General features: G+C 35.2%; 16 protein-coding genes and 2 tRNA genes. 11 read left to right on the top strand and 7 right to left on the bottom strand.

The genetic code is table 11. The features are described from left to right. Positions 1-30 precede the first annotated feature (30 nt). Complete coding sequence (locus H2O64_RS00595) at positions 31-747, bottom strand: queuosine precursor transporter (RefSeq protein WP_187560194.1); 717 nt, start codon at positions 745-747, stop codon at positions 31-33. Between the two features lie 182 nt (positions 748-929). On the opposite strand from H2O64_RS00595, the gene H2O64_RS00600 reads away from it, so the two are divergent. Beyond that, positions 930-1,091, top strand: a complete 162-nt coding sequence (locus H2O64_RS00600; RefSeq protein WP_187560195.1) for a class I lanthipeptide — start codon at positions 930-932, stop codon at positions 1,089-1,091. A gap of 81 nt (positions 1,092-1,172) precedes the next feature. Here the strand turns inward: H2O64_RS00600 and sppA are convergent, their stop codons facing one another. Further along, a complete protein-coding gene (gene sppA / locus H2O64_RS00605; protein ID WP_187560196.1) occupies positions 1,173-2,939 on the bottom strand; it encodes a signal peptide peptidase SppA in 1,767 nt (588 codons plus the stop codon). Positions 2,940-3,356: 417 nt separating this feature from the next. On the opposite strand from sppA, the gene folK reads away from it, so the two are divergent. After that, entirely contained in the window at positions 3,357-4,487 is a 1,131-nt protein-coding gene (gene folK, locus H2O64_RS00610; protein WP_235982715.1) for a 2-amino-4-hydroxy-6-hydroxymethyldihydropteridine diphosphokinase, read from the top strand. A 267-nt stretch (positions 4,488-4,754) separates the two neighbouring features. Here folK and H2O64_RS00615 read toward each other — a convergent pair whose 3' ends face one another. Continuing rightward, positions 4,755-5,285 (bottom strand): RNA methyltransferase, encoded by a 531-nt coding sequence (locus tag H2O64_RS00615; protein ID WP_187560198.1) that lies wholly within the window; start codon positions 5,283-5,285, stop codon positions 4,755-4,757. Positions 5,286-5,367: 82 nt separating this feature from the next. Between H2O64_RS00615 and mutS the strand changes: the two genes are divergently transcribed. The 8 genes from mutS to H2O64_RS00655 all read left to right on the top strand — a co-directional run bounded on the left by mutS (position 5,368) and on the right by H2O64_RS00655 (position 12,037). Then, positions 5,368-7,977, top strand: a complete 2,610-nt coding sequence (gene mutS, locus H2O64_RS00620) for a DNA mismatch repair protein MutS (RefSeq protein ID WP_187560199.1) — start codon at positions 5,368-5,370, stop codon at positions 7,975-7,977. 122 nt (positions 7,978-8,099) lie between these two features. After that, positions 8,100-8,172 (top strand) — tRNA-Gly (locus H2O64_RS00625). A gap of 15 nt (positions 8,173-8,187) precedes the next feature. Further along, positions 8,188-8,271, top strand: a tRNA-Leu gene (locus H2O64_RS00630). A gap of 474 nt (positions 8,272-8,745) precedes the next feature. Next, positions 8,746-8,967: a hypothetical protein gene (locus tag H2O64_RS00635; protein ID WP_187560200.1), complete on the top strand. Its 222-nt coding sequence runs from the start codon at positions 8,746-8,748 to the stop codon at positions 8,965-8,967. A 46-nt stretch (positions 8,968-9,013) separates the two neighbouring features. Next, a complete protein-coding gene (locus H2O64_RS00640; RefSeq protein ID WP_187560201.1) occupies positions 9,014-9,556 on the top strand; it encodes a DinB family protein in 543 nt (180 codons plus the stop codon). A 294-nt stretch (positions 9,557-9,850) separates the two neighbouring features. Beyond that, on the top strand, positions 9,851-11,434 hold the full coding sequence (locus H2O64_RS00645; protein WP_187560202.1) for a response regulator transcription factor: 1,584 nt from the start codon (positions 9,851-9,853) through the stop codon (positions 11,432-11,434). An 86-nt stretch (positions 11,435-11,520) separates the two neighbouring features. Further along, complete coding sequence (locus H2O64_RS00650; RefSeq protein WP_187560203.1) at positions 11,521-11,703, top strand: hypothetical protein; 183 nt, start codon at positions 11,521-11,523, stop codon at positions 11,701-11,703. Positions 11,704-11,857: 154 nt separating this feature from the next. Beyond that, positions 11,858-12,037: a hypothetical protein gene (locus tag H2O64_RS00655; RefSeq protein WP_187560204.1), complete on the top strand. Its 180-nt coding sequence runs from the start codon at positions 11,858-11,860 to the stop codon at positions 12,035-12,037. 587 nt (positions 12,038-12,624) lie between these two features. Here H2O64_RS00655 and H2O64_RS00660 read toward each other — a convergent pair. From H2O64_RS00660 to H2O64_RS00675, 4 genes are all read right to left on the bottom strand, one after another. Continuing rightward, the gene (locus H2O64_RS00660) at positions 12,625-13,803 is read right to left on the bottom strand and encodes an acyl-CoA dehydrogenase family protein (RefSeq protein ID WP_187560205.1); all 1,179 of its coding nucleotides are present in this window, start codon (positions 13,801-13,803) and stop codon (positions 12,625-12,627) included. Between the two features lie 105 nt (positions 13,804-13,908). Then, entirely contained in the window at positions 13,909-14,622 is a 714-nt protein-coding gene (locus tag H2O64_RS00665) for a tRNA1(Val) (adenine(37)-N6)-methyltransferase (protein ID WP_187560206.1), read from the bottom strand. Between the two features lie 2 nt (positions 14,623-14,624). Next, positions 14,625-15,152 carry a ribosome maturation factor RimM gene (gene rimM, locus H2O64_RS00670; protein WP_187560207.1) on the bottom strand — a complete coding sequence of 176 codons (528 nt, stop codon included), beginning with the start codon at positions 15,150-15,152 and terminating at the stop codon, positions 14,625-14,627. 71 nt (positions 15,153-15,223) lie between these two features. Continuing rightward, positions 15,224-15,727 carry a 30S ribosomal protein S16 gene (locus H2O64_RS00675; protein WP_187560208.1) on the bottom strand — a complete coding sequence of 168 codons (504 nt, stop codon included), beginning with the start codon at positions 15,725-15,727 and terminating at the stop codon, positions 15,224-15,226. 324 nt (positions 15,728-16,051) lie between these two features. Here H2O64_RS00675 and dnaE point away from each other — a divergent pair, with 324 nt between their 5' ends. Then, on the top strand, positions 16,052-20,434 hold the full coding sequence (gene dnaE / locus H2O64_RS00680; protein ID WP_187560209.1) for a DNA polymerase III subunit alpha: 4,383 nt from the start codon (positions 16,052-16,054) through the stop codon (positions 20,432-20,434). Positions 20,435-20,750: the final 316 nt, after the last annotated feature.

Consider the following 20,750-nt stretch of genomic DNA (forward strand, 5'->3'; position numbering starts at 1 on the left):
GATAAATTTTCAGAGTAATACCAAATAGATTTAGTTGGTATAAACATCTAGATCTATCTCTTCTCCAATTTCCAAGCCAAAACGTCTTCTAAAGAAATAAACTATCAAATATAAAAATGGTGTATCTACAAAAGCGACCAATACTTTAAAGATAAATCCGCTGATAAGGAGTCCTAAATAAATGTCCCAAGGTAAAATTCCAAACGAACATAATAAGGTAATTACTGAAAATGTATCTACAAATTGAGAAGCGAAGGTGGAAAAGTTATTTCGTAGCCATAAATGTTTTCCTTTGGTTAGTTTCTTCCAAAAGTGATACAACTGAATGTCTACAAACTGCGCAAATAGATAGGAAATCATGGAAGCGAAAACCGCTAACGGCGCATTTCCGAATACTTTGGTAAAGGTTTCATCATTTACTGGTGAGTTTGGTAATGCCGGAACACTTTTCGAGATATAAATAATTCCTAAGGAGAAAAAAGAAGCAAAAATACCCGCAATCACCACTTGATTGGCTTTCTTTTTACCGTAAATTTCTGAAATGGCATCTGTAATTAAAAACGTAATTGGATACGGCAACAATCCCACAGAAATTTTAAATAATTTTTCACCAAAAACTTCCATTTCAAACGGATACCAATAGAAAAACTTTTGAAAAATTAGATTTGAAACTACTAAAGAAGTAATGAATAATGCCGCTAAATATAAATAGATTTTTGCGGCTAATTTTTTGTCAGCTACGGTCATACAACAAAGATACTAAACTTTATACTACGGAATAAGTGTTCTCTTAAAACTTAGAATTTCAATTGTAGTCGTAATATATAAATCACGACTCGTTATTTATAAATGGCTGACTATAAGTGCTTTGATTTGAGTATTTCTGAATGTAGATTTGCTCCAATATTAATCACAAAAATTTTATTATTATGAAAAAACAAAGTTTAAAAAGTTTAAAGTTAAACAAGAAATCTATTTCAGCTATTGATAACTCTACTCAAACTAAAGTAGTAGGAGGATCTGATAATAGAGCCTGTGGTCATCCAATTTCTATTATATTAGGAGGTGGATCTTTATGCTGGTGTTTATAATACGTTGTCATACAGTTAATTTAAAAAAGCCTTTCCAGCAATGGAAAGGCTTTTTCTTGTGATTAAAAAATAACTAACAATTTATTTAATCTCAATTTCATATGGCAACAATAATTGTGGTCCTTGCATTTGTGTCATTTTCTTCATTTTTTGCAACATCATATAATGTTTGTCGCCCAATTCTTCTTTTAAGATATCTTCTTTTGTTTGAATAAATCCACCTGTATATTGATTTAAGATACTTTCTAAATCTTTTTCATATATAGGCAATTCTTTAATTTTATAGTCTGTCATTTCTGCGGCATCAGCGGCAGCTTGGATTGCCATATCTAATCCGCCAATTTCGTCTACTAAACCAATTTTAATTGCGTCATTTCCTGTCCAAACACGTCCTTGTGCAATAGAATCTACGGCAGTTTGTGTCATTCCACGCCCGTCAGCAACACGTTGTGTAAACAAATCGTAAATATCTTCAATGCCTTCTTTAATTAAAGCACGTTGTTCATCACTCATTGGTTCAAAAACACTATAACCAGCAGCATTTTTATTCGTGCCTACTTGTTCAGCATTAATTCCCATATCTTCTGCGAGTTTGTGCATGTTCGGAATGGTTCCAAAAACACCAATACTTCCTGTGATGGTATTTGGTTCGGCAAAAATCTTATCTGCGTTACACGCGATGTAATAACCGCCGGAAGCTGCCAAATCTCCCATAGAAACAATAACGGGCTTTGTTTTCTTGGTTAATTCAATTTCTCTCCAAATCAATTCACTTGCCAATGCACTTCCACCAGGAGAATTTACACGCAATACAATCGCTTTTACTTTATCATCTTCTCTTGCTTCTTTCAATGCTTTATTAATCACGCCTTGTCCAATGAATGTTTCATCACCTTCTGCATACATAATTTGTCCTTGTGCATAAATAACCGCGATTTTATCCTCACTTTTCTTTACTGTTGATTTTTTTCCAACATATTCAGCATATTCATAAATAGTTATTCTGTTGACATCGCTGTTTGCGCCTAACGCATTTTGAATTCCTGCTTCATATTCGTCTTCATAGCCAATTTTATCAATCAACTTAGACGTTAAGGCAAGTTTTGCGGTGCGACCTGCTAATTCGTCTGCTAACGTATTTAGTTGTTCAGAAGTCATGTTTCTGCTTGCGCCGATTTCTTTTTTCATTTCATCCCAAATAGATTGTAAGAACACAGAAATTTGCTCTCTATTCGCTTCGCTCATTTCTTGGTTTAAATATCCTTCTACGGCACTTTTATACTTTCCGTGACGAATCACTTCCATTTTTACACCGTATTTTTCTTGAAAATCTTTGTAATACATACGTTCCATTGCCAAACCTTTAAAGTCCAAGCCGCCAACAGGATTTACGTAAATGGTATCTGCCACAGAATTTAAGTAGTAATCTTTTTGAGAATAATAATCTCCGTAGGAAACAATGAATTTGCCAGAATCTTTAAACGCTAGTAACGCATCACGCAACGCTTTTGTTTGCGCCATTCCAGCTTGAATTGAATTATTTTTGATAGAAATTCCGTTGATTTTACTATCGGTAGCTGCATAATTGATGGCGTCAATAATATTGAACAATCCATCATATCGTGGTTCATTAGGGAAAAAAGCTAAATCGCCATAATCATACTTTCCAGCATAATCGTTAATTGGCATATCTAAGTTTAATTCTAAAACAGAATTGCTTTTTACAACAACTATATCCTTATTTGAGCCAGCGCTCATAAAAATGAAAAAGATCAAAATGATAATGCACAAAGCAAAGAAAACTCCGATTCCGACAACTGTAGAAAGTACACGTTTAAAAAAATTCATAATATTTATATTTTTAGCAAAAGTATTTATTAATTGAACAACTAGAAAGTAATACCAAATAAACTACAAAATGCCGCATTAAAGACTTAGTTGTTTTTCAATGTAAAAACGCTGTGATTAAATGGCATAGCCGTAGTTACGGCATTTATGAACAAGGAATTTAGATTGAAAAAGAACTAGACGACTTGTGGTGTTTTGTATTTTATTTGGTATAGGTGTGCCTTTATGTTAAAATGTTACACTTTTTATTAAATTAATCTGTGCTGAGCTTTCAAATAGGAAAAGCCGTTCTTTTTTTCATTTCATCAACAATTAAAAACATACCTAAACAGAAGTTTTTAATAATCCGATCCGTATATTTTGACTATATTTGGCGCAGCTTTTTAAGCAAAGAAACCTATTCAATTGCATCCAAACTTGTTACACACTACATATATATCTATAGGAAGTAATGTCGGCGACAGACGCGCACTTATGCAGCAGACTGTGCAGAAGCTTTCTGTCGAAATTGGACGTGTGGTAAAAATTTCTGCTATATACGAAACACCTTCTTGGGGTTTTGAAGGTGGCAAATTTTACAATGCGTGTTTGTGTTTGCACACAGAATTGTCTCCTGCGGATGTAATGACAAAAATTCTGGAAATTGAAACCGCACTTGGACGCGTTCGAAACACTACAAAAGGTTATCAAGATCGAAGTATTGATATTGATATTATATTTTATGAAGATGAAACGCTGAAAACAGATTTGTTGCAATTGCCGCATCCGCTAGCGCATGAGCGTAAATTTGTCATGCAGCCATTGTGCGATATTGCACCGAGTAAAATTCATCCAACGTATAAAAAAACGGTTTCGCAACTCAATGAAATTCTTGCTGAAGGCGAAATTGAAAAAAGTACTGAAACCTTAGAAAATCCGAATGGTAAAAAAGATTTTTCTCGATTTAATTATATTGCCATAGAAGGAAACATTGGCGCAGGAAAAACCTCGTTAGCTACTAAAATAGCCGAAGATTTCAATGGAAAACTGATTTTAGAACGTTTTGCAGACAATCCGTTTTTACCAAAATTCTACGAAGATAACAGTCGCTATGCATTTCCACTAGAAATGTCGTTTTTAGCAGATCGGTATCAGCAAATTTCAGACGATTTATCGCAGTTAGACTTATTCAAAGATTTCATTGTTTCAGATTACGACATCTTCAAATCCTTGATTTTTGCCAAAGTAACCTTGCAACAAGACGAATTCAAACTGTACCGAAAGCTATTCGATATTATGTACAGTGAAATTCCAAAGCCAGATTTGTACGTCTATCTCTACCAAAATACGGATCGTTTATTGCGCAACATCAAAAAACGTGGACGCGATTACGAACAAAAAATTCCTTCTGAATATCTAGATAAAATCAACAATGGCTATTTAGAATTCATCCGAACACATACAGACTTAAACGTACGAATCATTGATGTTTCTGATTTAGATTTCGTGGCAAACGCCAACGATTATCAAAAAGTTATTTCGGAAATTCATGAGGTTGTTGCAGGTTAGACTACTTGGACACGCTTCGCTTTTGGAATTTTAGACTTTTTAGATTTTTCTCGCGCGCTCGATAGTTCTAACGTCAGTTCGAGTGGATTTGTGAAACAAATTTGTATCGAGAACTCCTTTGAAATTAAATTCCTTCTCGATACAATTTTCTTCATTTCATTACGAAAACCACTCGAAGTGACGATCGTAATATCTAACAAATCCAAAGAGTCTAATGTTCTAAGGAGTCCAAAAACCTAAAAGATTCCCGCCTACGCGGAAACGAGTCTAAAGCGCAAGCTTCGAGAATACATCCCAAATCACAACACCAGCACTTACAGAAATATTTAGCGAATGTTTGGTGCCAAATTGTGGAATTTCAATCACGTAATCACTTGCAGAAACCACTTCTTGTTGCACGCCTTTTACTTCGTTTCCGAAAATGAGCGCATATGTTTTTCCCGTTGAGGGATGAAAATCGTTGAGCATCACGGCATTTTCTGCTTGTTCAATAGAAGCAACTTTAACACCTTTTTCTTGGAGTTCTTGAACCAATTCCAGTGTATCTTCACGATATTCCCAAGCAACGGAATCTGTCGCGCCAAGCGCCGTTCTGTGAATATCTTTATTCGGCGGTTTTGCAGTGATTCCGCACAAATATACCTTCTCAATTAAAAAAGCATCACTCGTCCGAAACACCGAACCAATATTATTTAAACTGCGAATATTATCAAGAATAATAATAATCGATGTTTTTTGTGATGATTTGAATTCATCGACACTTAATCGGCTTAGTTCACTATTTTTAAGTTTTCTCATAGGTAATTCGTGAGATTTCCTTGAATTTAATTAAATTCGCAATTAACAATTTCTGCAAAAATAACACTAAAAATAGCAAACATTGGCAAAAAGCACCGCGAAAAAAGTAACTCCTTTAATGAAGCAATACAATGGTATTAAAACCAAGTATCCAGATGCTTTGTTGCTGTTTAGAGTCGGAGATTTTTACGAAACTTTTGGCCCAGATGCCGTAAAAGCAGCCAATATTCTAGGAATTGTGCTCACGCACAGAAATAATGGTGGTGAAAATGTAGAACTCGCCGGATTTCCGCATCATTCCTTAAATACGTATTTGCCAAAACTTGTAAAAGCGGGCGAACGCGTTGCAATTTGTGATCAATTAGAAGATCCAAAACAAACGAAAAGTATTGTAAAACGTGGTGTTACGGAATTAGTTACGCCAGGAGTTGCGTTTAATGATGAAGTGTTGCAAGCCAAAACGAATAACTTTTTGTGCGCCGTTCATTATGGAAAAAAACTCTTAGGAATTTCTTTTTTAGATGTTTCTACGGGAGAATTCATGACAACGCAAGGCAACGCAGAATACATTGACAAGTTGTTGCAAAATTTTAAGCCAAGCGAAATTTTAATTCCAAAACAACGAAAGTTAGAATTTGCAGATACTTTTGGAACGAATCTTCATGTATTTTATTTAGAAGATTGGGTTTTTAAAGATGATTACGCACACGAAAAACTCATCACACATTTTGATGTGAGTTCACTAAAAGGTTTCGGAGTGGAAGATTTAGCCGAAGGAATTATTGCTTCAGGTGCGGTTTTACATTACCTATCAGAAACACGACATAATAAGTTACAACACATTACATCTATTGCGCGTATTGCGGAAGATGAATACGTTTGGATGGATCGTTTTACGGTCAGAAACTTAGAATTATACGCTTCTACATCGCTCAACGCGATTACTTTAATCAACGTCATTGATAAAACGATTTCACCAATGGGCGGACGTTTATTGAAACGTTGGTTGGCTTTGCCGTTGAAGAACAGTCAAAAAATAAAGCAACGTCACGAAGTTGTGAATTATTTGTTGCATCAACCAGAAGAATTAGGTAGAATACAACAGCACATTCGCCATATTAGCGATATTGAACGCTTAATTTCTAAAGTTGCCACGGGAAAAGTCTCGCCAAGAGAAGTCATTCAATTAAAAAATTCGCTCGAAGCGATCGTTCCCATAAAACAAATTACAAGCGCCAGTAAAAATGAAGCACTAAAAGTTATTGGCGATACCATTCATGAATGTGAATTGTTGCGTTCAAAAATTAAAGAAACTTTAAACGAAGATGCACCCGTTAATATTTTAAAAGGAAGCACCATTGCTGATGGTTTTTCGGAGAAATTAGACGAATTACGCGCGATTGCATTTTCGGGAAAAGATTACTTAGATAAAATGTTGGAACGTGAATGTGCAAGCACAGGAATTCCATCACTGAAAATAGCATCTAACAATGTGTTTGGTTATTATATAGAAGTTCGAAATACGCACAAAGCGAAAGTTCCAGAGGAATGGACGCGAAAGCAAACCTTAGTAAATGCAGAGCGTTACATTACGGAAGAACTGAAAGAGTACGAAACAAAGATTTTAGGCGCTGAGGAAAAAATCATGCAAATAGAGCAGGAGTTGTTTGCAAATTTAGTCGTTTGGATCAATCAATATATAAAAGCGGTTCAGCAGAATGCAAACATTATAGCAAAACTCGATTGTTTGTGCGGATTTGCAACGTTGGCGAAAGCTAATAATTATGTGTATCCTGAAATTGACGACACCTTTGATTTAGAGATTAAAGATGGACGTCACCCCGTAATTGAACAACAATTGCCCATTGGCGAAAGTTATATTGCCAATGATTTGTATTTGGATAGAGATGCACAACAAATCATCATGATTACAGGGCCGAATATGAGTGGTAAGTCGGCTATTTTGCGTCAAACTGCATTAATTGTACTCTTGGCGCAGATGGGAAGTTTTGTGCCCGCAGCTTCCGCTAGAATCGGTTTGGTCGATAAAATATTTACGCGTGTTGGCGCGAGTGATAATATTTCTATGGGAGAATCTACATTTATGGTAGAAATGAACGAAACGGCTTCCATTTTGAATAATGTTTCCGAACGTAGTTTGATATTGTTAGATGAAATTGGTCGTGGAACAAGTACGTACGACGGAATTTCGATTGCATGGGCGATTTCAGAATATTTACACGAACATCCATCAAGAGCGAAAACCTTGTTTGCAACACATTATCACGAATTGAACGAAATGACCGAGATTTTTGACCGCATCAAGAATTACAACGTTTCTGTGAAAGAAATGAAAGATACAGTATTGTTCTTGCGAAAATTGGTCAAAGGTGGAAGCGAACACAGTTTCGGAATTCACGTTGCGAAAATGGCTGGAATGCCGCAACAAGTCATTCACAAAGCAAATAAAATTTTAAAGCGTTTAGAAAAATCACATTCAAGCGAAGAACTCGCAGATGATTTAAAAGGTGTTGAGAATGATATGCAGTTGAGTTTTTTCAATATGGACGATCCGTTATTGGAAGAAATTAAGCAAGAAATTCTCATGACAGATATTGATACTTTAACGCCTATAGAAGCATTAATGAAGCTCAATGAAATAAAACGCATGTTGCAGCGCAAAAAAAAGTAGTTGATTCTTAGTTGATTAAAAAATAATTCATTCTTTTTCTTTAAAACGCTTTGGTATTTAAAGAAATGTTTTAAATTTGCATCCGCAATACAGTAGTAGTATTGCATGTTCTTTAACACTATGCGAAAATAGCTCAGCTGGTAGAGCGTAACCTTGCCAAGGTTGAGGTCGCGGGTTCGAGCCCCGTTTTTCGCTCAATATAATATCCACGCTCGAGTGGTGGAATTGGTAGACACGTTGGACTTAAAATCCAATGGCCCTTGGGCCGTGCGGGTTCAAGTCCCGCCTCGAGTACTAAAGCCCTTCTTAATCTTTTTGATTTTGAAGGGTTTTTTTATGCTTGAAAGTTTTTAAACAGGATAAAAGTCAAGAAATAATCACAAGCGATCTTTTTAATGACCAATATAGGTTCTTGATTTCCTATCGACTTTGCTTACACTTATAATACTATCCGAATAATAAATCCGTTTTTCTAGTTCCACAATATCTAGCTTTAATACTACTTTTCTAGTTTCCTAAACCTTTACCAAACATAAATCTCATCCACGAAAATTCATGAAATTTCCTGCTGAGAGATATTATTTGGGGAGTTTTCTGTGATTTTAGCTTATTGTTTTTAAGACAACATCTTTTGTTTTTATTTATTTGATTATCAATATTTTAAAACATTATTCTTGAACACGTATTTAATTAATCACGACTATCGTTTCTTTTAGGTTCATACATTGTTTATTAAGTTTGGATTATTAATTATTAAAACAAATCATTATGAAAAAAAAGAAATTCAAATCGTTAAAGCTTAACAAAAAAACAATTTCGTCAGCGCAAGCAGGGAGAGTTGTTGGAGCAACTGGTCCATGTGTAACAATTCCTATATTAATGTCCTATATTCTCGGTTGTGGTGGCGGTGATGATGGTGGCGCCTCTTTCGCTGTTGAGTGTCCATTTTCTAAAGGAACAATTGATGCTAGTAATGCTGGAGAGTGTTAATCTTAGATAATTAATATTTTTTATTGAAAAACCTTGAATACTAGAAATGATTAATCAAATTATATCTCATCCTGAATATAGCTTTCAAATTGGCTTGATTGTTAGTGAAATCTATGATGTTAGAAATGATACTATGAGTTTAATTAAAAAACTATCCGCAGACGAATTGGATTCAGTTTTTGGTAAATTTAATAACAGTATTGGAACATTATTATTTCATTTCGCAGCATTGGAATTTAAATTTCAGTGTAATTACCTCTTCAAAAGAAAAGTGACTGTTGAGGAATACGATAAATATAAAATAGGATTGCCTCCATTGATGAGCGATAGACTTGTTGGTAAGAACGAATTAGAGTTTTACATACAAGAATTGAACGATACACGCAATAGGACTTTAGCAGCTTTAAAAACACTAAATGATGATTGGTTATTTGAAAATGTTAAGGCTAGAGATGGAAGAGTACTTGGGAACAATTATTATTTTCTTAAGCATTATTTAATGCACGATGAGTTATGTCATCAGGGGCAAATAAAGATAATGTTGAAAGTATTAAAAAAAGAAAGCAAAAGGTGTGAGCTTAAAAATTAGTATTCAACTGTAAACATTTATTAAGTAGGGAAGAGCGGACTAAAGTTCGCTCTTTTTATATTATTTAAAATTTTTGAGATACAAACTATCATTTTTGCTTAAAACATAGTATTTTTAGTTGCTATGAAAAGATTGTATTTCCCCTTTGTTTTCTTTCTACTCACTTTTTGCATGCATGCCCAACTGACTTCAAGCGTACAAAATGATTCTCTGAGGAGTTTCACATTAGATTCGTTGAAAAAATTAGCAGTGTCAAACAGGTATAATAATCCGTTGCGCGCAAAAGCATATGCTTTGGAATTTTATAAAAAGGCTATTGCCAATCAAGATGTAAAAGCGACATACAACGCTGCGCATATAAATGCGATAATTTATAATGTATTAGATCAAAAAGATAGTGCGTATTATTTTGTTGATATCTCCATAGCTAAAGCGAAAGATGCAAATGATCAACAACATTATGTCAATAGTTTACACTTAAAAGGTAATATCTATTATGATGCTGATTTGTATGATAAGGCGAGTGGAGTGCTCGCAGAAGTTTATAAGCTTGTTGAAAAGGGAAATAATGTTCAGAAATTAGCTGACATTCGACATAGTATTGCCTTGGTGAAAAAGCAAGTAGGGTTGCCAAAACAAGCTATAGAATTAACAAAAGAGAATTTAGAGCTGTATGATAAAGGTACTTTAGATAAAGAATCACAGTCAATAAAGTATATTAATACGCTTTTAAACTTAAGTAGTATTTATCTGCATTTAGCAGAAAGTTTCTTTGAAGATGAACCCCAGTATTTAGATTCGGTTGAAATTTATAATACCATAGGATTAGAAAAAAGTATTGCTTTAAATGATTTGCAAGGGCATTCTATCTTTTTAACAATTGAAGGAATAGTTCATCAAAAAAGAGGTAATCTTCAAGATGCGTTTACTGATTTTATAGCTGCTGAAAAGCAAATAAAAGATTTAGGTTTCTACAATCAACTATCGGTACTATATCAATATGAAGGGAAAAACTTTTTTCTACAAAATGATTATGATAACGCTATCAAATATCTATTAAAAGTAGATTCTATTGTTGCAAATAGTAATACAAGTTCTCCGTCAGTACAAGAAACATATATTCTATTAGCTAATTGCTATGAAAAGAAAAACGATCGCGAGAATGCAGTTAAGTATTTTAAAATTTTTGAAGAAAAGGATGCAAAGAATGATCTTTTAATTCGTAAAACAACAGAAAATTTATATAGACAATATGATATCCCATCTTTAAAAAGTAAGATTGAAAAATATCGTAATGAATCCCAGAAAGAACAGCTAAAATCACAAACATTAATGTATGTGTGTTTGTTTTTAATCCTATTATCAATTATTAGTTTTTGGTATTATAAAAAACGAGAACGGATACAAAAGAAACGTTTCAATACAGTTTTAGAAGAATTAAAAGAAATAGAATTGAGTCAAAATAGCATTGCAGAAAAAAGTAGACAATCTTATACCATTACTGATGAGAACATTCAAAAAATACTAGATGGTTTAGCAAAGTTTGAAAAGAAGCAGTTGTATCTGCAAAAAAAATGTACGCTCAATTATGTAGCAAAAAAAATTAATACCAATAGTACATATTTATCAAAAACGTTACAATCGCACAAACAAAAAAAGTTTGTACAATATATTACAGATTTAAGATTGAATTACGCATTGACGCAGTTAAAAAATGAACCAAGGTTTCGAGCTTACGATATTAAGTCCATTGCAGCTGAACTAGGTTTTAATACTGCTGAATCATTCTCAAAAGCATTTAAGAGAAGAACTGGTTTTTATCCATCATTCTATATAAATAGTTTGAATAGCTTAAAAGAAAATGAAATAAATATATAGGTCGTATTTATATAAATACGATTGTTTTTTCTTGGAATGTTTGACTTCATAAGTTAGTTTTGAGTTAACATAAACTTTTTATTACTATGAAAAAACAGAAGAAACTAAATCTAAGAAAACTTAGTATTGCAAAATTGAGCAAGGTTTTATCCTTAAAAGGAGGAGATACACATGAGACAACCGTAACTGGTCCAAAAACAAGAACTAAACAACTTTCAAAAATACCTGAAGAATGTAATGTGTTCTCTGTAATCGCTGGTGCATGCTAGGAAGTACACATTAAATTAAGTTGAAAACTTCATAAATCTCCAAGAATTGAATTTCTTGGAGATTTATTATTCCATAGCATAAACGAAGGCAACACCGTAATCAAATCTTCTTTTGTTGTTGTACTTTAGTTAATTAACCAAAAACTTTATAATCATGTTAAAAAACATCTTAGTTTTACAAGGAATTCAAATAGTAACTAAATCTCAACAACAATCAATTCATGGTGGCGTAAGTAGCTGTATTAGCGATTGTAGACAAGATTTTGCCGATTGCAGAGAGGACGGAGCGCCTAATTGTTCAGCAAATTTAGCAGCTTGTAGAGCAACTTGTTAATACTGCACGTATCATAATTACGGTAAAACCGTAACACAAGTAATGTTTATTCTTATCCTTATCAAGAGATATACTTTAATTTAGCACAAAACATATTGAGGTTTAGGGGAATCTCATTATAATAGTATTATTCTATTAGACAAAAGGGAGATCATTCTTATGACTACTCCCTTTTTTTTAGTGTTGCTGAGGAAACTTAGAGAAATATAAAAGTTAGTTATTTATTAAATTGAGAAATTAGGGGGTCTCATTTAGTAGTTAAAATAACTTCCACAAACCTAAAAAGGGATTTCCCAAACTTTCTAAAGTTTTGAAAATCCTCCTAAATATCTTCACAAAAGTAAAAACTTTCTTATTTAGATTAAATAAAAATAATTATATTTGCACTCGCAATATGATAATATTATTTTATGTTTTTTTTAGTTGATACAGAGCCAGTTCAAAAAAAATCTAAGAAGAAAAAAAGGAAAGTGCCAGTAGCAAAAGACTGTAAAAGTAAATGCTGCGATAAATTTAAAAAGGGCAAGCGTTGTAAACGTTGCCCAATGTTTGATTTATTAAAAAAAGCTTCTTAAAAGCTATCTTTTTTATTTAAAAGCGTTCAGTCCAGTAACGTCAAATCCAGTAATTAACAAGTGAATATCGTGTGTTCCTTCATAGGTAACTACACTTTCTAAATTCATCATGTGTCTCATAATTGAATATTCTCCACTAATTCCCATTCCGCCTAACATTTGACGTGCGTCACGAGCAATTTTTAAAGCCATATCTACATTGTTTCGCTTTGCCATCGAAATTTGAGCAGAAGTAGCAGTACCATTTTCACGCATCACTCCCAATCGCCAAGCTAGTAATTGTGCTTTTGTGATTTCAGTAATCATTTCGGCTAATTTCTTCTGTTGTAACTGAAACTGACCAATAGGTTTTCCAAACTGAATACGTTCTTTGCTATAACGCAACGCAGTATCGTAGCAATCCATTGCTGCTCCAATTGCGCCCCAAGCAATTCCAAAACGTGCAGAATCTAAGCATCCAAGTGGTGCTCCAAGACCCGATTTGTTTGGTAATAAATTCTCTTTAGGAACTTTTACATTGTCAAAAATAAGCTCTCCAGTTGCAGATGCTCGTAATGACCATTTATTATGTGTTTCTGGTGTAGAAAATCCTTCCATACCACGTTCAACGATCAATCCATGAATGCGTCCTTCTTCATTCTTTGCCCAAACAACTGCTATTTGACAAAAAGGAGAATTTGAAATCCACATTTTAGCACCATTCAAAAGATAATGATCGCCCATATCTTTAAAATTCGTGGTCATTCCACCTGGATTTGATCCATGATCAGGTTCTGTCAAACCAAAAGATCCAATCCATTCACCAGAAGCTAATTTTGGTAAGTATTTCTGACGTTGTTCTTCATTTCCATATTTCCAAATCGGATACATTACCAATGACGATTGTACAGAAGCCGTAGAGCGAACTCCCGAATCTCCGCGTTCAATCTCTTGCATGATCAATCCGTAACTAATTTGATCCAATCCAGCGCCGCCATATTCTTCTGGAATATACGGTCCGAAAGCACCAATATCTGCTAATCCTTGAATGATTTGTGTTGGAAATTCAGCACGTTGTGCATAATCCTCAATAATAGGAGAAACGTCTCTTTTTACCCATTCGCGGGCTGCGTCTCTTACTAATTTATGTTCATCTGTTAAAAGCTCGTCTAAATTGTAGTAATCAGGAGCCTGGAATAAATCTGGTTTCATTGATTGTATTTTAATAGCATTTCTTAAACACTTAAATTTATGGCAACTCCACAAATAAGCATCACAAAAGTAACCAATGAAATCTCACAAAACAAAAACGAATTGTTATAATTTTAAATAAAAAGCTTTTGTCAATGAAATGTAAGCTTCGGTATATTGGTGTCTTGCAGTTTCGATAACTAATTCTTCCGTAGTAGTTGTAGTTTTCTCAAACGAAAAGGTGAATAAACTCCGTTTAAAATCTGCTTTAGGGTTTCCTTTGACGTTACAGATTTTCTTTGGGAATAATCCGTTGGCTTCCGCCAGAGCGATAAAATGTTCCTGTTCTTTATAAGGTATAATGGTGTGAAACGTTCCAGATGGTTCCAATAACTTAGAAACACCTTCCAGTAATTCCTCAAAAGGCAATGCATCTGTAAATCGGGCAGTATCTCTTTGGGTACTTTCTGTTTTATAATTTTCGGTATAAAAAGGCGGATTTGACACAATCAAATCATATGTGTCATCAATCTCATCAACAAATTCATCCAATCCTGCGTGATAACAAAAAAGGCGATCGCCCCACGGCGAGTTTTCAAAATTGTCAACTGCCTGTTCGTACGCGTCGTCATCAATCTCAATAGCGTCAATCACTTCTGCAAAAGAGCGTTGCGCCAATTGCAAAGCAATCAAACCTGTGCCTGCGCCAATATCTAAAATTGAAAACGGATTACTGTCAACAGAAGTCCAAGCGCCCAGTAAAACGCCGTCTGTACCAACTTTCATCGCAGTTTTATCTTGATGAATCGTAAATTCTTTAAATTGAAAGGGCTTGCTCATACTTATTCCAAATACAAATCAATCAAACCTTCAGGAGCTTCCACATGAATCGTTTTGCTTTCGCGGTCAACCTTCTTAATAATTGCATCATTAATTGGAATTAAAATCTCAATCGTATCACGTACAATCTCCAATAATGGTTGCGAAGTCGAATCGTTCACGCCCGTAACTTTCCCAACAGTTCCAAAAGAAGCATCTTCCACCGTAAAACCAATAATCTCATGGTAATAAAACTTATTTCCTTCCAGCTTTGGTAAAAACTCTAATGGCAAATACAATTCACTTTTCAGTAATTGATCCGCGCCTTCTTCCGTGTCAATATCTTCAAACTTCAATCGCAACAAATCAGATTTGTGCAGCGATGACTTTTCAATAAAAAATGGAATAAACTCGCGTCCTAGTTGAATAAATACTGCATCCAAATCTTCATACAAATCGGGTTGATCTGTATCTAATTTTGCAAGCAATTCACCTTTAAAACTATACTTCTTAACAATCTTTCCTAAATAAAAACAATCTTCAATTCGCATATCTTATCTCATAAAAAAAGCCTAGCAAATTTACAATTTACTAGGCTAAAAATTATATGTAAAACTATAATTTATTCTTCTTCACCTGCAGGAGTTTCTCCAGCATCTTCAACTGCATCTTCTACAACAGGAGCGTTTGCAGCAATACGCGCTTCATTAACAGCTTTTTCAGCTTCCAAAGCTTTCGCTCTTGCGTCAGCTTCCGCTTGTGCTAATGAACCAATCTTACCTTCAACTTGTCCTTCTTTCTGAGCAATCCAAGTATTGAATTTCTCATCTGCTTGTTCTTGCGTCAAAGCACCTTTACGGATACCACCAAGTAAGTGATTCTTGTACATTGCTCCTTTATAAGAAAGGATGTTTCTTGCAGTATCTGTTGGTTGTGCACCATTTTGTAACCACTGTACTGTATTATCAACATTTAAGTCAATAGTTGCAGGGTTTGTGTTTGGATTGTACGTACCTAATTTCTCTAAGTATTTACCATCTCTTTTTGATCTTGCATCAGCTGCAACGATCCAGTAAAAAGGTTTCCCTTTTTTACCATGTCTCTGTAATCTAATTTTAACAGGCATAAAAAATTAATTTATGAGGTTCTCGACCTCTGTTATTAATGAGTCGGCAAAGATACTAATATTTCTGAAAAACAAATACTTATATTCTTTTTTTTGGGTATTCCCACATGAAAAATGTGGTCGTGCCTTCGCTAGTCGCTTTTTTAGTAAAACAAATTTGGTTAATAACTTCATACTTTTGCATAGTTAGTTTTACTAAAAAGAGCTCCAACACGCCGCTCAGTCACTAATACGGGTTTTGCGGTATGTTGATAACTCACTGCTAAAAACAGAAAAGAATTTTGTAATTTTAACCATTGAAATTTCTCCTCACAAAAACACAATATGTACTTAATATTTGATACCGAAACTACCGGATTACCAAAACGATGGGACGCACCTATTTCAGACACGGATAACTGGCCTAGATGTATCCAAATTGCTTGGCAATTGCACGATGAACTTGGAAATGTTATCGAGCATCAAGATTATTTGGTAAAACCCGATGGTTTCAATATTCCGTACGATGCAGAAAAAATTCACGGAATTTCTACGGAATTAGCATCAGCAGAAGGAATTTCACTGCAAGAAATGTTAGCGAAATTTAATGTGGCGCTTTCCAAAGCAAAATTTGTTGTTGGACAAAATTTGAAGTTCGATCTCAACATTATGGGCGCAGAATTCCATCGGGGAAATGTGGCGAACAATTTGCAAGAACTTCCCGTATTAGATACCTGTACAGAAGCGACGGCGAGTTTATGTCAATTGCCAGGTGGACGTTTTGGAAAATTCAAACTGCCAACACTTACAGAATTACACAAATATCTCTTTGGAGTTGGATTTGGCGAAGCGCACAACGCAACCGCCGATGTAGAAGCAACCACGCGTTGTTTCTTGGAACTCATCCGAAGAAAAGAATATACAATTGAGCAACTCGATGTAACACCAGATTACTTTGAGCGTTTCTCCGCGAACAATCCGGATACGATTCAACTCATCGGATTAAAGCACATCAATCTAAAAAAGGCATCTGAAAAAATTCGGCAACGTTTAGCCAAAACGCAACCATCAGGCGGAATTTCTCAGCAAGAACTAGAAGAGAATCTTCAAGCCTTGCAAGATGCACCATTTTCACACTTACACAACCATTCGCAATTCTCGGTATTACAATCGACATCAAGCATTCCCGATTTAGTAAAAGCAGCTTCCAAATACAATATGGAAGCAGTTTCTATTACCGATCATGCGAACATGATGGGCGCATTTCATTTTGTCTCAGCAGTCAGCAATCACAATAAAGGCGTGAAGGCACGCATCGCGGAAGCAGCAGAAAAAGGAGAAACAAGTGATGAAAACATTCTAAAACCTATTATTGGTTGTGAATTTTTCGTGTGTGAAGATCATTTAGATAAAACTCGAAAAGACAACGGTTATCAAATCGTATTCTTAGCTAAAAACAAAAAAGGATATCACAATCTGGCAAAAATGTCGTCCATCGCGTATACGCAAGGATTCTATTACGTACCGCGAATCGACAAAAAAGTCATTGAAGAATACAAAGAAGATTTAATCGTATTTACAGGAAATCTCTATGGAGAAGTTCCAAGTAAAGTATTAAACATTGGAGAAGTGCAAGCGGAAGAAGCCTTGCTTTGGTGGAAAGAAACCTTTCAGGATGATCTCTATATGGAAATCATGCGTCACGATCAAGAAGATGAAAATCGTGTGAATGATGTGTTGGTAAAACTGGCTAAAAAGCATGAAGTTCAATTAGTTGCTACAAATAACACGTATTACATTGCGCAAGAAGATGCAAATGCGCATGATATTTTATTATGTGTAAAAGATGGTGAAAAACAAGCAACACCAATTGGACGTGGACGCGGATATCGCTACGGATTGCCAAATCAGGAATACTATTTTAAGTCGCCTGACGAAATGAAAACTTTGTTCAAGGATTTGCCAGAAGCAATTCTTTCCATTCAAGAAATTACAGACAAAGTAGAACCTTTTGAATTAGCGCGCGATGTATTATTACCAGCGTTTGATATTCCAGAAGAATTTCTATTTGAAGAAGATAAAGCAGATGGCGGAAAACGAGGAGAAAACAAATATTTACGACACTTAACGTACGAAGGTGCGAAAAAAAGATACGGCGAAATTACGCCAGAAATTGAAGAACGACTCGATTTTGAATTGGCAACAATTGAAAAAACAGGATATCCAGGATATTTCTTAATTGTAGAAGATTTTATCCGCGAAGCGCGAAACATGGACGTTTCCGTTGGTCCAGGTCGTGGATCTGCAGCAGGTTCGGTGGTTGCATATTGTTTGTGGATTACGAATATTGATCCGATGCTGTACGATCTACTTTTTGAGCGTTTCTTAAATCCTGATCGTGTGTCCATGCCCGATATTGATATTGACTTTGATGATGAAGGACGAAGTCGCGTGATGGATTATGTAATTGACAAATACGGTAAAAATCAAGTAGCACAAATTATCACGTACGGAACTATGGCGGCAAAATCGTCTATTCGTGATACGGCGCGTGTATTAGATTTGCCATTAAGTGACGCAGACCGAATTGCGAAACTGATTCCAAACGCAAAACTTGCGAAGATTTTTGGAAAATCGGAAGCAGAACTTAAATCAAAATTTAGAGCTGAAGAAGTGTTGTTGATCAATGAATTGATTAATATTTCGGAAGAAGATGGTTTGGAAGCGGAAACCGTAAACATGGCGCGCGTGTTAGAAGGTTCAGTGCGTAACACCGGAATTCACGCTTGTGGAGTCATTATTACACCAGACGATATTACGAAATTCGTTCCGGTTGCCTTGGCGAAAGATTCAGACATGTACTGTACACAATTTGATAACTCGGTTGTGGAAGATGCAGGTTTGCTAAAAATGGATTTCTTAGGGCTCAAAACCCTAACCTTAATAAAAGATACCGTTAAGCTTGTCAAATATAAACACGATGTTGATATCGATATTGACAACATTCCGCTTGACGATGACAAAACATACGAATTATTCCAACGTGGTGAAACCGTAGGTGTATTTCAGTACGAATCGCCCGGAATGCAAAAACACATGAAATCGCTCAAACCGACAACGTTTGCAGATTTAATTGCAATGAACGCATTGTATCGTCCGGGACCAATGGAATACATTCCGAGTTTCATTCGACGAAAACACGGAGAAGAAGATATTGAGTACGATTTAGATGCTTGTAAAGAATATTTAGAAGAAACGTACGGAATTACAGTCTATCAAGAGCAAGTGATGTTGCTGTCGCAAAAACTGGCAGATTTTACCAAAGGTGAAGCCGATGTTTTGCGTAAAGCGATGGGGAAAAAGCAGAAAGCGGTCCTTGATAAGATGAAGCCAAGATTCATTAAGCAAGCATCTGAAAAAGGACATGCAGAAGATAAACTAGAGAAAATCTGGAAAGATTGGGAAGCATTTGCAGCGTACGCCTTCAACAAATCGCATTCTACCTGTTATGCTTGGATTGCGTACCAAACTGCCTATTTAAAAGCACATTATCCTGCGGAATATATGGCGGCGGTACTTTCTAATAATATGAACGACATTAAAACGGTTACCTTCTTTATGGAAGAATGTAAGCGAATGAAATTGGACGTTTTAGGCCCTGATGTTAATGAATCGTTTTACAAATTTGCAGTAAACGATCAAGGTGCAGTGCGTTTTGGAATGGGCGCAATTAAAGGTGTTGGACATGGCGCTGTAAAAACCATTGTAAAAGAACGTGCGGAAGGAAAATACAAATCAGTGTTTGATCTTGCAAAGCGAATAGATCTTCGCGCAGCCAATAAAAAAGCATTTGAAAATTTAGCACTCGCTGGCGGATTTGACTCATTTGGCGATACACACAGAGCACAATATTTCCTCACAGAAAATGATGGTATTACGTTTTTAGAAAAAGCGGTAAAATATGGTGCGAAATTTCAAGAGAATAAAAATTCTGCGCAAGTAAGTCTTTTTGGAGAAGCAAGTGATGTGCAAATAGAAGAACCAAAAGTTCCGCCATGTGAAGAATGGGGAACAATGGAGAAACTCGCACGTGAAAAAGAAGTCGTGGGAATTTATATTTCGGGACATCCGTTGGATGATTTTAAAGCCGAAATGGATTATTTCTGTAATGGCGATTTGACCTGTTTTTCACAAATGGAAAATTATCTAAATCGTGAAATATCTTTTGGCGGCGTGGTCACAGATGTGCAACATAGAGTTTCTAAAAACGGAAAAGGTTGGGCATTATTTACCGTAGAAGATTATTCGAATTCGTACGAATTCAGAATCTTTGGGGAAGAATATTTAAAGTTCAGGCATTTCTTTGTGCCAAACTCTTTTGTATACATCAAAGCGTTTATCAAAGAAGGTTGGACAAACCGAGATACAGGAAAAAAAGGCGATCCGAGATTGCAATTTAACTCGATGCAATTATTGCAAGACGTGATGGAAACTGCGGCTCGAAAGTTAACAATTCAATTGGATGTAAATAAGCTAAAAGAGAAAAGACTAGATTTTATAAACGATATTTTGGAAACGCATAAAGGCGATAAAACCTTGCATTTTACATTATATGAACGAAAAGAAAAGATAAAACTACAAGCACCAAGTAAAAAACGAAAAGTGAATATTACGCAGGAATTGTTGGACGCGCTAGCGGAAGAAGATATAAAGTATAAGATTAATTAGTGAGACTCAACTTTGAGAAGCTTGTGCTGAACTTGATTCAGTATCTTGGGCAAACTCAAAGTTGTAAGTCGAACTAATCCCGCTGAAAAGCGGGATCTTGATTTTTGATTCGAGATATTTGTGAAGCCCGAAGGAAGCAATCAAAACTGTAAGTTGAACTAATTCCGCTGAAAAGTCTTGAGAACGTCATTCTGAATTTGATCAGAATCTTGTCAAGTAGATTTTCAAGGATTATGTGAAATCGAATCAAGTTCGGTTTGACGAATTTTTATAATTTTTCAACTTAGTAACGTAGTCTAATATTCTGTGACCATCA

It is taken from the genome of Kordia aestuariivivens (assembly GCF_014397005.1).
Taxonomy (GTDB): domain Bacteria; phylum Bacteroidota; class Bacteroidia; order Flavobacteriales; family Flavobacteriaceae; genus Kordia; species Kordia aestuariivivens.

Excerpts from the sequence above, each read along its gene's own strand:
- H2O64_RS00595 (WP_187560194.1), bottom strand. The coding sequence starts at position 747 with ATGACCGTAGCTGACAAAAAATTAGCCGCAAAAATCTATTTATATTTA.
- H2O64_RS00600 (WP_187560195.1), top strand. The coding sequence starts at position 930 with ATGAAAAAACAAAGTTTAAAAAGTTTAAAGTTAAACAAGAAATCTATT.
- sppA (WP_187560196.1), bottom strand. The coding sequence starts at position 2,939 with ATGAATTTTTTTAAACGTGTACTTTCTACAGTTGTCGGAATCGGAGTT.
- H2O64_RS00615 (WP_187560198.1), bottom strand. The coding sequence starts at position 5,285 with ATGAGAAAACTTAAAAATAGTGAACTAAGCCGATTAAGTGTCGATGAA.
- H2O64_RS00635 (WP_187560200.1), top strand. The coding sequence starts at position 8,746 with ATGAAAAAAAAGAAATTCAAATCGTTAAAGCTTAACAAAAAAACAATT.
- H2O64_RS00640 (WP_187560201.1), top strand. The coding sequence starts at position 9,014 with ATGATTAATCAAATTATATCTCATCCTGAATATAGCTTTCAAATTGGC.
- H2O64_RS00650 (WP_187560203.1), top strand. The coding sequence starts at position 11,521 with ATGAAAAAACAGAAGAAACTAAATCTAAGAAAACTTAGTATTGCAAAA.
- H2O64_RS00655 (WP_187560204.1), top strand. The coding sequence starts at position 11,858 with ATGTTAAAAAACATCTTAGTTTTACAAGGAATTCAAATAGTAACTAAA.
- H2O64_RS00660 (WP_187560205.1), bottom strand. The coding sequence starts at position 13,803 with ATGAAACCAGATTTATTCCAGGCTCCTGATTACTACAATTTAGACGAG.
- H2O64_RS00665 (WP_187560206.1), bottom strand. The coding sequence starts at position 14,622 with ATGAGCAAGCCCTTTCAATTTAAAGAATTTACGATTCATCAAGATAAA.
- rimM (WP_187560207.1), bottom strand. The coding sequence starts at position 15,152 with ATGCGAATTGAAGATTGTTTTTATTTAGGAAAGATTGTTAAGAAGTAT.
- H2O64_RS00675 (WP_187560208.1), bottom strand. The coding sequence starts at position 15,727 with ATGCCTGTTAAAATTAGATTACAGAGACATGGTAAAAAAGGGAAACCT.
- dnaE (WP_187560209.1), top strand. The coding sequence starts at position 16,052 with ATGTACTTAATATTTGATACCGAAACTACCGGATTACCAAAACGATGG.